This window comes from Sphingobium herbicidovorans (assembly GCF_002080435.1).
Classification (GTDB): domain Bacteria; phylum Pseudomonadota; class Alphaproteobacteria; order Sphingomonadales; family Sphingomonadaceae; genus Sphingobium; species Sphingobium herbicidovorans.
On the sequence record NZ_CP020538.1, the window covers coordinates 2,764,723 to 2,777,700 of the forward strand.

11 protein-coding genes are annotated in these 12,978 nt (G+C 63.2%); 9 read left to right on the top strand and 2 right to left on the bottom strand.

Going from position 1 to position 12,978, the window contains the following annotated elements:
• Nucleotides 1-5: 5 nt before the first annotated feature.
• From nuoL to B6S01_RS13800, 7 genes are read left to right on the top strand one after another with little or no spacing between them, the layout of a single operon-like run.
• Nucleotides 6-2,129 (top strand): NADH-quinone oxidoreductase subunit L, encoded by a 2,124-nt coding sequence (nuoL, locus tag B6S01_RS13770; RefSeq protein WP_037463267.1) that lies wholly within the window; start codon nucleotides 6-8, stop codon nucleotides 2,127-2,129.
• Nucleotides 2,129-3,700: an NADH-quinone oxidoreductase subunit M gene (locus B6S01_RS13775; protein WP_037463266.1), complete on the top strand. Its 1,572-nt coding sequence runs from the start codon at nucleotides 2,129-2,131 to the stop codon at nucleotides 3,698-3,700. Before nuoL ends, B6S01_RS13775 begins: the two co-directional genes overlap by 1 nt.
• On the top strand, nucleotides 3,700-5,136 hold the full coding sequence (nuoN, locus tag B6S01_RS13780; RefSeq protein ID WP_037463264.1) for an NADH-quinone oxidoreductase subunit NuoN: 1,437 nt from the start codon (nucleotides 3,700-3,702) through the stop codon (nucleotides 5,134-5,136). The genes B6S01_RS13775 and nuoN overlap by 1 nt, the downstream gene beginning before the upstream one ends.
• Nucleotides 5,137-5,180: 44 nt before the next feature.
• Nucleotides 5,181-5,840, top strand: a complete 660-nt coding sequence (locus B6S01_RS13785) for a biotin--[acetyl-CoA-carboxylase] ligase (protein WP_037463262.1) — start codon at nucleotides 5,181-5,183, stop codon at nucleotides 5,838-5,840.
• Between the two features lie 17 nt (nucleotides 5,841-5,857).
• Entirely contained in the window at nucleotides 5,858-6,637 is a 780-nt protein-coding gene (locus tag B6S01_RS13790; RefSeq protein WP_037463260.1) for a type III pantothenate kinase, read from the top strand.
• On the top strand, nucleotides 6,637-8,274 hold the full coding sequence (locus tag B6S01_RS13795; protein WP_037463258.1) for a ribonuclease J: 1,638 nt from the start codon (nucleotides 6,637-6,639) through the stop codon (nucleotides 8,272-8,274). Before B6S01_RS13790 ends, B6S01_RS13795 begins: the two co-directional genes overlap by 1 nt.
• 11 nt (nucleotides 8,275-8,285) lie before the next feature.
• Nucleotides 8,286-8,546 carry a DUF1467 family protein gene (locus B6S01_RS13800; RefSeq protein WP_037463256.1) on the top strand — a complete coding sequence of 87 codons (261 nt, stop codon included), beginning with the start codon at nucleotides 8,286-8,288 and terminating at the stop codon, nucleotides 8,544-8,546.
• A 100-nt stretch (nucleotides 8,547-8,646) separates the two neighbouring features.
• Here B6S01_RS13800 and B6S01_RS13805 read toward each other — a convergent pair whose 3' ends face one another.
• Entirely contained in the window at nucleotides 8,647-9,303 is a 657-nt protein-coding gene (locus B6S01_RS13805) for a response regulator (RefSeq protein WP_037463254.1), read from the bottom strand.
• The gene (locus B6S01_RS13810; protein ID WP_037463252.1) at nucleotides 9,300-11,009 is read right to left on the bottom strand and encodes a histidine kinase; all 1,710 of its coding nucleotides are present in this window, start codon (nucleotides 11,007-11,009) and stop codon (nucleotides 9,300-9,302) included. Before B6S01_RS13810 ends, B6S01_RS13805 begins: the two co-directional genes overlap by 4 nt.
• Nucleotides 11,010-11,141: 132 nt before the next feature.
• Here B6S01_RS13810 and recO point away from each other — a divergent pair, with 132 nt between their 5' ends.
• Together recO and leuB are read left to right on the top strand one after the other, a co-directional pair.
• The gene (recO, locus tag B6S01_RS13815) at nucleotides 11,142-11,876 is read left to right on the top strand and encodes a DNA repair protein RecO (protein WP_037463250.1); all 735 of its coding nucleotides are present in this window, start codon (nucleotides 11,142-11,144) and stop codon (nucleotides 11,874-11,876) included.
• 50 nt (nucleotides 11,877-11,926) lie between these two features.
• Nucleotides 11,927-12,973 (top strand): 3-isopropylmalate dehydrogenase, encoded by a 1,047-nt coding sequence (leuB, locus tag B6S01_RS13820; RefSeq protein WP_037463247.1) that lies wholly within the window; start codon nucleotides 11,927-11,929, stop codon nucleotides 12,971-12,973.
• Nucleotides 12,974-12,978 lie beyond the last annotated feature (5 nt).

A 12,978-nucleotide genomic window follows, 5' to 3' on the forward strand; every position in this document is an offset into this window, starting at 1 on the left:
CTGACATGATCCAGCTTATCGTCCTTCTTCCGCTCATCGCGGCTGTCATCGCCGGCCTTGGCAACAAGGCGCTGGGCAGGCTGCCCGCGAAGATCATCACCACAGGCGCGCTGTTCGTCAGCTGCGCGTTGAGCTGGCCGATCTTCATCAGTTTCCTGACCGGCGAGGCGCAAGCCTATGTCGCGCCGGCCTTCACCTGGATCCAGTCGGGCAGCTTTGACGCCCAATGGGCGCTGCGCGTGGATGCCATGACGGCGGTCATGCTGGTCGTCATCACCAGCGTGTCGAGCCTCGTCCACCTCTATAGCTGGGGCTATATGGAGGAGGACCCGGATCAGCCGCGCTTCTTCGCCTATCTCTCGCTCTTCACCTTTGCGATGCTGATGCTGGTCACGGCGAACAATCTGTTGCAGATGTTCTTCGGCTGGGAAGGCGTCGGCCTGGCATCCTACCTGCTGATCGGTTTCTGGTTCCGCAAGCCAAGCGCCAACGCCGCCGCGATCAAGGCGTTCGTGGTCAACCGCGTCGGCGACCTTGGTTTCATGCTGGGTATTTTCGGCACCTATCTGGTGTTCGACACCATATCGATCCCCGAAATCCTGGCCGCAGCGCCATCGATGGCGGGTTCGACGATCGGATTCCTGGGCTATCGCCTGGACACGATGACCGTGCTGTGCCTGCTGCTGTTCATCGGCGCGATGGGCAAGTCGGCGCAGCTCGGCCTGCACACCTGGCTGCCGGACGCGATGGAGGGCCCGACCCCGGTGTCGGCGCTGATTCACGCTGCGACCATGGTGACGGCGGGCGTGTTCATGGTGTGCCGCCTGTCGCCGATGTTCGAAACATCGCCGACCGCTCTGGGCGTCGTGACGTTCATCGGCGCGGCGACCTGCCTGTTCGCGGCTACGGTCGGCACGGTGCAGAACGACATCAAGCGCGTCATCGCCTATTCGACCTGTTCGCAGCTGGGTTACATGTTCTTCGCGGCGGGTGTCGGCGCCTATGGCGCGGCGATGTTCCACCTGTTCACGCACGCTTTCTTCAAGGCGCTGTTGTTCCTGGGCGCAGGATCGGTGATCCACGCGATGCACCATGAGCAGGACATGCGTTATTATGGCGGCTTGAGGAAGGAGATCCCGATCACCTTCTGGACGATGACGCTGGGTACGCTGGCCATCACCGGCGTCGGCCTGCCGCTCGTCGGCGTCGGCTTTGCAGGCTTCTATTCGAAGGACGGCATCCTTGAGGCTGCCTATGCTTCTGGTGGCGCGGGCTTGGGTGCGTTTCTCGTCGGCGTGTTCGCGGCGCTGCTGACCAGCTTCTACAGCTGGCGGCTGGTATTCCTGACCTTCTTCGGCAAGCCGCGCTGGGCGGCTTCGGAGCATATCCAGCACGCGATCCACGGTCATCATGAATCGCCCGATGAAGAGACGACGCATGATGATCACGCGACCCATGGTCATGGGTCAGAGCATGCCAACGCCCCGGCGCAGGAGAATGCTGGCCATGACCCCCATGGCCATGAAGCCGATGCGCATGCGCTGCATGCGCTGCATGGCGGCACGGGCGGCTATCATCCCCATGAAAGTCCGTGGGTCATGCTGATACCGCTGGTGGTATTGAGCCTGGGCGCGGTGTTTGCGGGCTTCGTGTTCCACGACCAGTTCATTGGTTCCGAGGGCGGCGTTGAGTTCTGGAAGGGCGCGCTGTCGTTCGACAGCCATCTGATGCACGCCGCGCATGAAGTGCCGACCTGGGTTAAGTTCGCGCCGTTCACGGTGATGCTGACCGGCCTAGTCATTGCCTGGCTCAGCTATATCAAGAACACCGACTGGCCGCGGCGCTTCGTGGCCGAGTTCGGTGTGCTGTACCAGTTCCTGCTCAACAAATGGTATTTCGACGAGCTTTACCACTTCCTGTTCGTCAAGCCTGCCTTCGCCATCGGCCGCTTCTTCTGGAAGTTCGGTGACGTCGGTTTCATCGACCGCTTCGGGCCGAACGGCCTCGCCGCGCTGGTCGTGCAGGGCAACAAAGTCACCCGTCGGCTTCAGTCCGGCTACCTCTACACATACGCGCTGGTGATGCTGATCGGCCTCGCCGCGGCAGCAACCTGGGCGATGACACGATAATGGACGGCTTCCCCATCCTTTCCCTGATGATGGCAGTGCCGATGGCGGGGGCCATCGCCTGTCTCTATGCAGGTGCGAACCAGGCGCGCTGGATTGCGTTGCTGGCGACGCTGGTCGACCTGGCGCTCGGCGTCCTGCTGTGGGCGAATTTCGATCAGGCGGATACGGCCGCGCAGTGGCAGTTCCAGGAATATGCGCCGATCTTCGGCCGTTTCGCCTGGGCGCTGGGCATCGACGGCATCGCGCTCGTCCTGATCATGCTGACCGTGTTCCTGATGCCGATCTGCATCGGGGCCAGCTGGCAGTCGATCGAGAAGCGGGTGGGCGAATATATGGCCGCCTTCCTGTTCATGGAGGTGCTGATGATCGGCGTCTTCACGGCGCAGGATCTCTACCTCTTCTACGTGATGTTCGAAGCCGGGTTGATTCCGATGTACCTGATCATCGGCATCTGGGGCGGGGCTGACCGCATCTACGCGTCCTACAAATTCTTCCTCTACACGTTGCTCGGATCCGTGCTGATGCTGATCGCGATGATGTGGATGGTGCATGAAGCAGGCACCACCGACATCCCGACGCTGATGGCGTATAATTTCGATCCGTATGTGCAGACATGGCTGTTCCTCGCCTTCTTCGCGAGCTTTGCGGTCAAGATGCCGATGTGGCCGGTGCACACCTGGCTTCCCGACGCGCACGTTCAGGCGCCGACGGCGGGTTCGGTGATCCTGGCGGGCGTGCTGCTGAAGATGGGTGGCTACGGTTTCATCCGCTTCTCGCTGCCGATGTTCCCGGAAGCCTCCGCCGAACTGGCATGGCTGGTATGGGGGCTGTCGATGGTGGCGGTGGTGTATACCAGCCTCGTCGCGCTGGTGCAGACCGACATGAAGAAGCTGATCGCCTATTCATCGGTCGCGCACATGGCGATCGTCACGGTCGGCCTGTTCGCGTTCAACCAGGCGGGCATCGAAGGCGCGATGATGGTGATGCTGGGCCACGGCCTGGTGTCGGGCGCGCTGTTCCTGTGCGTGGGGGTGATCTACGACCGTCTGCATACGCGTGAGATTGCGCGCTATGGCGGGCTGTCGATCAACATGCCGAAATATGCGGTGTTGTTCCTGTTGTTCACCATGGCGTCAGTCGGATTGCCGGGGACGAGCAACTTTGTCGGCGAATTTCTGGCGCTGATGGGCATTTATCAGGCGTCGAGCTGGGTGGCGCTGGTTTGCACCACGGGCATCATCCTGGGTGCGGCCTACATGCTCTATCTCTATCGCCGCATCTGCTATGGCGAACAGAAGAATGCCGATGCGGCGGCGATGCCGGACCTGTCGATGCGGGAAATGTGGTTGCTGGCGCCGATCGCCGCCGCCGTGCTGTGGATGGGCATCTATCCTGAAAGCTTCCTGGCGCCGATGCGGTCCGACATCCGCGCGCTGGAAGCCCGCCTCGCTGCTGCTGCTCCGATTGGGGATTCGAAGATCAAGATGGGGCCAGCCATTCCGGCAGGGGCGGCCCATCATGAAGAAGCTGCGCCAATGACCCATGAAACAGCGTCGGGGGAGGCGCACTGATGATTGATTCCGCTTCCCTTCTGGCGGTTTTGCCGGAACTGATCCTGACCGCTGGCGGCCTGACGCTGCTGATGGTCGCGGCCTTTGGCGGTGATGGCACGGCCCGCGTCGTAAACTGGCTGTCGGTGCTGACGCTGGTGGTTGCCGCTCTAGTGCTGCCGACGTCGATGGCGCATGGTCCGCTGGCCTTTGACGGCCTGGTCCGTGCGGATGCCTTTTCGGTGTTCGCCAAGGTGCTGATTTACGCGGCTGCGGCTGCGGCCATCCTGCTCGCTCCGCGCTATTTCCTCGTTTCTGGCCCGCGTCGTCCTGAATATCCGGTGCTGATCCTGTTCAGCAGCGTCGGCATGGGCATGATGGTGTCGGCGGGCGACCTGCTGACGCTGTATGTCGGGCTGGAGATGCAGAGCCTTGCCGCCTATGTGCTGGCGAGCTTCATGCAGCAGGACGAGCGGTCGTCCGAGGCCGGCCTTAAATATTTCGTGCTTGGATCGCTGGCGAGCGGCATCCTGCTTTATGGCACGACGCTGCTTTACGGCTTCACCGGCACCACCGGTTTCGACGGCATTGCTGTCGCGTTGGGTGATGGGGTCGGCAAGGGCGAGCTGTTCGGGCTGGTGTTCCTGCTGGCGGGTCTGGCGTTCAAGATGAGCGCTGTGCCGTTCCACATGTGGACGCCCGATGTTTATGAAGGCGCACCGACCCCGGTCACCGCATTCTTCGGCAGCGCGCCCAAGGTGGCGGCGATGGCGCTAACGGTCCGCGTCGCGATTGAGGCGCTGGGTCCGGCGGGGCTTGATTGGCAGCAGATCGTGATCTTTGTCGCGCTCGCTTCGATCATCTTCGGCGCGGTGGCGGCGATCGGCCAGACCAATATCAAGCGCCTGATGGCCTATTCATCGATCAACAATGTCGGCTTTGCGCTGATCGGCCTTGCCGCCGCGACCCCGGCCGGTGTCGCGGCGACGATGAGCTATATGGCGATCTATGTCGTCATGACCATCGGCGCTTTCGCTTGCATCCTGCAAATGCGCGACGCGGAAGGGCGTCCGGTCGAGACCATCGCCAGCCTGGCGGGCCTGTCCCAGTCGCGCAAGGGGCTGGCGGCGGCGCTGGCGATCTTCATGTTCTCCATGGCGGGCATCCCGCCGCTGTTCGGTTTCTGGGCGAAGTTCCTGGTGTTCGATGCGGCGGTTGCAGCCGGGCTGACGGCGCTGGCGGCGTTCGGCATCGCGGCTTCGGTGATCGGGGCATATTATTATCTGAAGATCATCAAGACGATGTATTTCGACGAGCCGGCAGCCGCCTATGAAGCGCGCGGCGGGGCGGTCGAGAATGTCATCCTGACCGCCTGTGCGGTGGTGATCGTCGTCGGTTATCTGCTGAACCCCGTGCTCGACCAGGCGAGCGCGGCGGCTGCGGCGTCGTTATTCTGACCGACATCCGTTTCGTAGCGGAGACCGGCTCCACCAACGCCGACATGCTGGCGTCGGCGGAGCAGGGTGGGGCGGAAGGCGCCTGGCTGCGGGCCGGACGCCAGACCGGAGGCCGGGGCCGCATGGGCCGCGCCTGGGAAAGCCCGGAGGGCAATCTTTACTGTTCAACGCTGGTGCGGTTGCGACCGGACGATCCGCCGCCGCATCTGTTGGCGCTGGTCGCCGCCAATGCGGTGCATGCGCTCGTCGCGCCGTTGTGCGCTGGGCAGGCGCAGATCAAATGGCCCAATGACGTGCTGGTCGATGGCGCGAAGATCGCCGGGATATTGCTTGAGCGGGCGGGCGACGCCGTTGTCGTGGGCGTCGGCGTCAATGTCACGGGCCATCCGACGGGGCTCGACCGGCCGGTGACGAGTTTGGCCGCGCAGGGCGCGGGGGATGCCGAAGCAGGCATTCTGGTTCAGCGACTGGCGGAATTGTTCGGACATTGGCTGTCGGTCTGGCGCGCGCAGGGGCTGGATCCGGTGCGGACCCACTGGCTGCTCAATGCGCACCCGAAAGGCGCGGCCATGCGTGTCATTCAGCCCGATGGCGAGGTGGTGGAAGGGGCGTTCGACACGCTGGACCAGCAAGGGATGCTGATCCTGCGCTTGGCGAATGGCGACGCCCGTGCCATTCATGCGGGCGATACCCTTCTCATCTGACAACCGGGGGACCGGCCATGCTTCTCGCGATCGACGCGGGCAATACCAATGTGGTTTTCGCGCTGCTGGACGGACGGGACATCCGCGCGCGCTGGCGGATCGCGACCGACCCACGGCGCACCGCCGACGAATATGCCGTGTGGCTCAATCAGCTTTTGATGCTGGAGGGCTACAGCATTGCGGATGTGGACGCGGTGATCGTCGCGACGGTGGTGCCGCGCGCGCTGCACAATCTGCAGGTGCTGGCCGAGAAATATTTCAAGACGCCCGCGCTGGTCGCGGGGCAGGCCCCGGTTGAATGGGGCATCGAACTGGATGTGGCGGAGCCGGCTTCGGTCGGCGCTGACCGGGTTGTCAACGTGATCGCCGCGCACCATCTGTATGAAGGCGACCTGATCGTCATCGATTTCGGGACCGCGACCACTTTCGACGTTGTCGATTATCATGGCACGTACAAGGGCGGCATCATTGCTCCGGGCATCAATCTGTCGCTGGACGCCCTTGTGTCGGCGGCGGCCAAGCTGCCCAAGATCGCCATCGCGCCGCCAGAGAACCGATCGGTTATCGGTCGTAACACGGAAGCGCAGATGCATATCGGCGTGTTCTGGGGCTATGTCGCGATGATGGAAGGGCTGGTCGCCCGGATACGCGCGGAGATCGGCCGACCGGCAAAAGTAATTTCGACAGGCGGGCTCGCCGTCCTGTTTGATGAGAATAGCGACATATTCGATGCGATCGCACCTGACCTGACCATTCTGGGTCTGGCGCTGTTGCACGAGAGGAGTTTGAATAACTAATGACACCCGGAAATGAGCTGCTCTTCCTGGCCCTTGGCGGGTCGGGCGAGATTGGCATGAACGTAAATCTCTATGGCTGCCAGGGTAAGTGGGTGATGGTCGATTTGGGCCTAACCTTTGCCGATCCGGCCTATCCCGGTGTCGAGCTGATATTGCCGGACCTGTCCTTTATCGAGGAGCGGCGCGAGGATTTGCTCGGCATCGTGCTGACGCATGGGCATGAGGATCATATCGGGGCGATCCCCTATCTGGCCGCCGATCTGGGCGTGCCGCTTTATGCCACGCCCTTCACCGCGGGGCTGATCCGGCTGAAGCTGGAGGAAGAGGGGCTGAGCCGCGAGGTCAAGCTGCACGTGATCGAGAATGAGGGCAGCTTTGCGCTGGGTCCGTTCGGTTTCCGCTATGTACCGCTGGCCCATTCGATCCCCGAGGGCAACGCGGTGCTGATCGATACGCCCCATGGCCGCATTTTTCATACCGGCGATTGGAAGCTGGATGAAAAGCCGCTGCTGGGCCAACCATCGACGCCCGCTGAATTGACGGCGATCGGTGACGAGGGCGTGCTGGCGCTGGTGTGCGACAGCACCAACGTCTTCAACGCAGAGGCAAGCGGGTCGGAAGGCGATGTACGCGAAGGGTTGATGGAGACGATCACCGGCGCCAAGGGCCGAGTGCTCGTCACGACCTTTGCGTCCAACGCCGCGCGATTGCAGACACTGGGCGAGGTGGCGAATGCGGTCGGGCGCAAGTTGTGCGTGGCTGGACGGTCGCTGGACCGGATCATTTCGACTGCCAAGGCGGCGGGCTATCTGAAGGACTTTCCGCCGACGGTGGATTGGGACGATGCAATGGCTTTGCCGCGCAACGAGGTGATGATCATTGCCACGGGCGGGCAGGGCGAAGCGCGCGCGGCATTGTCGCGGATCGCGTTCGAAAGCCATCCGATCAAGCTGGACACGGGCGATCTGGTGGTCTTTTCGTCCAAGCAGATACCGGGCAATGAGATCGCGATCGGCCGCATACAGAATGCACTGGCGACCAAAGGGGTGCTGATGGTCACCGACCGCCAAGCGGCAGTGCATGTGTCGGGTCACCCTGGGCGACCCGAACTGGAGGCGATGTACCGTTGGGTACGGCCGCAGATCCTGTTGCCGGTACATGGCGAGCGTCGGCACATGGCTGAACAGGCGCGGCTGGGGCTGACGAGCGGGGTGCCGCAGGCGGTGGTGCAGTCCAATGGCGACCTGCTGCGGCTGGCGCCGAACGGCCCGGAGATCATCGGCAAGGAAGGGACCGGGCGACTGGTGCTGGACGGCGACGTCATCCTGCCCGCTGACGGATCGACCATGAACGAGCGGCGCAAGATCGCGCTGCACGGGCAGATCAGCGTGGCTGTCGCGCTGGATCGCAAGGGCAAGCTGATCGGCGAGCCGACTTTGCGGACGCAGGGCGTGCCGGTCGAGGAGGACAAGGCCGCTTTCCTGGCGGAAGCGGCTGACGAAGCAGCGCAGGTGGTGCCCAAGGGGTCGCAGGACGAAGAAGCGCTGCGCGAGCGGGTGCGGCTTGCCGTGCGGCGGACGGCGACCCGCTGGACGGGCAAGAAGCCGGTTGTGGACGTCCTGCTCGTTCGCGCCTAAGGCAACCGGCCATGAACCTGTATGCGATCCTCGCCATTTATTTTCTGTTCTGGGTGATCAGCGCGTTCATCGTCATGCCCTTTGGCATCCGCACGCCCGATGAAACGGGCGAGGTGATGGTGAAGGGGCAGGCGGACAGTGCGCCCAGCAACTTTCGCCCAGGGGTGGTGGCGGTTCGCGCCACGATCCTGTCGGCTGTGCTGTTCGGCCTATATTATGCCAATTATGTCGAGGGTTGGGTGACGCTGGAACGGTTTACGCGTCCTTCCTGATTCACGCGGAGGCGTGGAGACGCGGGCGGAGCCGTTCAGCGGCCCCGGTTTCCGCAATCTCCCGCCTATGCGCAGAAACCAGTTTCCCGGAATTTACGCCCTAGTGCATCCCTACCGCAGGGACATCATTGTCGATGGACAGCATCATGATGATGAGTTCCGAACGCGACTTGATGCCCAGCTTCTGGAAGATGCTGTGCAGGTGGACCTTCACTGTGCCTTCGGTCAGGCCACAGCGCCCGGCGATTTCACGGTTGCGCAGGCCCGCGCGGATGAGGCCGGCAATCTCCATTTCCCGATCGGTGAGGGTGGACAGGGCGTTGCTGTCGTTCGCCGGAGCAGAGATGCTGTGAACCAGCGCCTGTTCCATGACAAAGGGCGCAATGCTCTTGTTCCCGCTCAACACCTGACCGATGCAGGTCAGCAGTTCGTTGGGGTCGCTATCCTTCAGCACGACGCCATCGACGCCCAGCTTGATGGCTTCCAGCGTTTGATCGGGGCGGATGTGGACGGTCATGAAGATGACCGGCACCGTGCTGCCGCTGCTGCGGATGGCGGAGAGGATGGCAAGGCCGCCGCCGTCCTTCATGCTGACGTCAAGGATCAGCAGGTCGGGCTGCTCGGCCTGAAGGCGGGAAATGGCTTCCTCCACCGATCGCGCGCAGAAGACGACGTCATGGCCATGGGAACTGAGAAATTGCACCATGCCATCAAGGAAGATGGGGTGGTCGTCGACTATGGCTATCTGGGCCGTCATATTGGTGACCTCGGTAAGGATGAAGGCAATCTAATGGAAATTAATGAATTCATGCTTAAGTTGTGGAAATAGGCGGTGCCGCCGATCTTGCCCAAGCGTTTCATGATGGACTGCGACTGGAGTTCGAAGTCGCCGGTGTAATTTTCCCGTTCGACTGGCTGCGCGCCCGGATTGTCCTTGAGCGCGATCAATATCTCGTCATCGGCCTGGGCCAGCGAGACGGTGATATGCTGGGCGGCGGCATGCTTGACCGCGTTGGCGGCGGCTTCCCGGATCAGGAATTCCACTTCGGTCGCGGTTTCGGGCAGCACGGTCATCGGATGGTCTGTAGGGTTCAGCCTGCATTCGATGCCCCATTGCAGGGCGATGAAGCGGCAGCAGCGCTCAATCTCGCGGTTTAGCTCCACATTACCGGTAGCGCCTTCGGTCGTGCTGAGCAGGCGGCGCAGATGCGCCTGTTCGGCGGTGACGAGTTCCTCCATGGCGCGCAGTTCGGCGAGCTGGTTCGGGGCGTCGATCGCGGTGAGGCCATGGATCGCGGTGACGAGCCTGACGCGGAGCGCGGCCAGCGTCTGGAGGACGCTGTCGTGCAGGTCGCGGCTGAGCGCGAGGCGGGCTTCGGCAAAGGTGCGTTCACGCCAGGCGAGAAAGAAGAAGTGGCGTTCGAGGAACAGTTCCAGCCCTTCCTGAATGCGCTGGGCGCGCAGCAAGGCGGCGGGCGACCAGCCGTGCCTCGCGCCGACGAACAGGCGGCCGCGCAGTTCGCCGGTCTGGACATGGAAGCTGACGCCCTGGCCGGGACCAAGGATATCGAGCACCGCTTCGGTCAGCTGCTCCGCCTTTTCATTACGCAATATGCCCAAGCGGCTGCGCAGCAGGATGCGGCTGGACTGGCCGGAATAGAGGAAGGGCGCCTCGCGCGGGGTAACGGCGAGCAGGCATTCGTTTTGACGCTGGGGCAGATTCAGGGCGCGGACCCCTTCCGCATCGATGATGTCGCAATGGACCGGGCCATCGTCCATCTGCCACATGAAGGCGCAATAGCGCGCCGCCATCAGTTCCGAAATCTGTTCGATGACGAAGCGGGGAAGCGATTTCTGAAATGAAAGGCCCACGGCCTGCAATCGTTCAGACCAGCTTATAAGCCGCTTTTCGAGGATCGAGAGGCTGAGCATCGCCGCCGCTATGGTGCAGCCGATGAGGACGGTAAGCCCATCGATCGCCCGGTCCACTTCCGCCACATGGCGGGTGGATGCCCAGGATTCATAATAGCCCCGCGCCAGGAAGGCGAGGACAAGGCACAGCGCCAGAACGATGATGGACCCCCGGCCGAACCGGTCCGACGCCGACCATGCGACGAAGAAAAGGCAGGCGAGCGCCGCAATCTGTAGCGGTTCGCACAGGGCGATCACCGTCAGGAAGATGATGACGTCCACGAACAGCGAGATCGGGCGCAGCGCGAGCGCCAGTGGCGGCGTCAGCATATGCTGGCCGATGCTGGCCAGCGTCCAGAGCCATATGCCCGTCTGTAGCAGCAAGGTGGTTCGAGCAAAGTCGGGTTCGTTGCTGAACATCGCGGAGACCTGCCAGGTGGCAGCCACGGCAAAGGCGACGCGGGATATGGCAAAACCCAGCGTCGGCGAACGACCCAACCAGAGCACCAGGCAATCCATCGCGGTCGATGGCGCCTTGGGCATGTTCAACATAGTGGCATGTCCCCCGACTCCCACGCGAATACCTGACCACAGTCAGGCAACCGACACAACTTATATCAATTGGAATATGAAGATGTGCTTGCGGCCATGGCGCGGCGGGCGCGTCATGGCTAAAGACGCGCTATGGCGGCGCTGATCACTCCGGCCCTTGTTTGCGGGGTACGTTCCCATGGGGAGCATGGCGCGATCGCGCGACTGTTGACGCCGGACCATGGCTTGCTGGCCGGTTATGTGCGTGGCGGTCGATCGCGGGCGTTGCGCCCGGTGCTGCTGCCGGGAAACAGCGTCAAAGCCGAGTTCAGGGCGCGCACCGAAGAGCAGCTAGCCAGCCTGACGGTGGAGCTGGAGCATAGCCGTGCGCCGCTTTTGTCGGAGCCGTTGCCTGCTGCGGCGATCGACTGGGTCTGCGCGCTGACGGCGGCGGCGTTGCCGGAGGGGACGCCCTATCCCGCGCTTTATCAGGCGCTGGACGGTGTGCTGGGGGCGGTCGATGCGGCGCCGGCGGCGCGGGGGTGGGCGGTGGCGCTGGTGCGTTATGAACTGCTGCTGCTGGCCGAGCTTGGCTTTGGCCTGGACCTTGGCCGTTGCGCGGCGACGGGAGGCGCGCAGGATCTGGTCTATGTCAGCCCTCGAAGCGCCGCGGCGGTGAGCCGGGACGCGGCCGTTGGTTATGAAAGCCGCCTGCTCCCGCTGCCGCCGTTTCTGCTGGAGGGCGGGGCTGCGGAATGGGACGCGATATTGGACGGGCTGCGGCTGACCGGCTTTTTTCTGGAGCGGTCCGTGCTGACCGAGTGGAAGGCCGATGTGCTCGCCGCGCGGGATAGGCTGGTCGATCGTTTGAAAAGAGCGGTTGCGTGAGGGGCGGCGGCTTCATAAGGGGCGGCCATCAGTTCTAAGGAGTTGCCGCCATGTTGATCGCCCTTTTTCCCGGAGATGGTATCGGTCCCGAGATCATCGCGCAGGCGCGGCGCGTGCTTGATGCGCTGGCGATCGACGGCCTGACCTATGAGGAAGGGCTGGTCGGCGGCGCGGCCTACAAGGCGGTGGGCCACCCTCTGCCGCCCGAGACGCTGGAACTGGCGAAGCGCGCCGACGCGATCCTGTTCGGCGCGGTGGGCGATCCCGATTGCGACTCGCTGGAGCGGCACCTTCGGCCGGAGCAGGCGATCCTGGGCCTTCGCAAGGCGCTGGGCCTGTTTTCCAACCTGCGTCCGGCGAAGGTTTTCCCGGAACTGGCCGATGCGTCGGCGCTGAAGAAGGAGGTGGCGAGCGCCATTGACCTGCTGATCGTGCGCGAGACCAATGGCGACGTCTATTTCGGCGAAAAGGGCATGCGCAAGACCGCCGAGGGCCTGCGCGAAGGCTATGACATCATGTCCTACAATGAAGAGCAGGTGCGCAAGATCGCGCATCAGGGGTTCCAGGCGGCGCGGGCGCGTCGCGGCAAGCTGTGTTCGGTGGACAAGGCCAATGTGCTGGAGACGAGCCAGCTGTGGCGCGATGTGATGATTGAGGTGTCGGCGGAGTATCCCGATGTGGCCCTGTCCCACATGTATGTCGATAACGCGGCGATGCAGCTGGTGCGCAATCCCGGTCAGTTCGATGTCATCGTCACCGGCAACATGTTCGGCGACATCCTGTCCGATCAGGCAAGCATGTGCGTAGGCTCCATCGGCATGCTGGCTTCGGCGACGCTGAATGACAGCAATCAGGGCCTGTATGAGCCGATCCACGGTTCCGCGCCCGACATTGCCGGGCAGGGCAAGGCCAATCCGCTGGCAACGGTTCTGTCCGCGGCGATGATGCTGCGTTACTCCCTCAATATGCCGGAACAGGCCGACCGGATCGAAGCCGCCGTCGCGAAGGCTTTGGCCAATGGCGCGCGCAGCCCTGACCTGGGCGGCGGGATGACCACCGTGGAAATGGGCGACGCGGTGCTGGCGGCGCTGAATTAAGGAAC

Bases quoted from the DNA above. Each gene is read 5' to 3' on its own strand.
- nuoL (WP_037463267.1), top strand. From the start codon at position 6: ATGATCCAGCTTATCGTCCTTCTTCCGCTCATCGCGGCTGTCATCGCC.
- B6S01_RS13775 (WP_037463266.1), top strand. From the start codon at position 2,129: ATGGACGGCTTCCCCATCCTTTCCCTGATGATGGCAGTGCCGATGGCG.
- nuoN (WP_037463264.1), top strand. From the start codon at position 3,700: ATGATTGATTCCGCTTCCCTTCTGGCGGTTTTGCCGGAACTGATCCTG.
- B6S01_RS13785 (WP_037463262.1), top strand. From the start codon at position 5,181: ATGCTGGCGTCGGCGGAGCAGGGTGGGGCGGAAGGCGCCTGGCTGCGG.
- B6S01_RS13790 (WP_037463260.1), top strand. From the start codon at position 5,858: ATGCTTCTCGCGATCGACGCGGGCAATACCAATGTGGTTTTCGCGCTG.
- B6S01_RS13795 (WP_037463258.1), top strand. From the start codon at position 6,637: ATGACACCCGGAAATGAGCTGCTCTTCCTGGCCCTTGGCGGGTCGGGC.
- B6S01_RS13800 (WP_037463256.1), top strand. From the start codon at position 8,286: ATGAACCTGTATGCGATCCTCGCCATTTATTTTCTGTTCTGGGTGATC.
- B6S01_RS13805 (WP_037463254.1), bottom strand. From the start codon at position 9,303: ATGACGGCCCAGATAGCCATAGTCGACGACCACCCCATCTTCCTTGAT.
- B6S01_RS13810 (WP_037463252.1), bottom strand. From the start codon at position 11,009: ATGTTGAACATGCCCAAGGCGCCATCGACCGCGATGGATTGCCTGGTG.
- recO (WP_037463250.1), top strand. From the start codon at position 11,142: ATGGCGGCGCTGATCACTCCGGCCCTTGTTTGCGGGGTACGTTCCCAT.
- leuB (WP_037463247.1), top strand. From the start codon at position 11,927: ATGTTGATCGCCCTTTTTCCCGGAGATGGTATCGGTCCCGAGATCATC.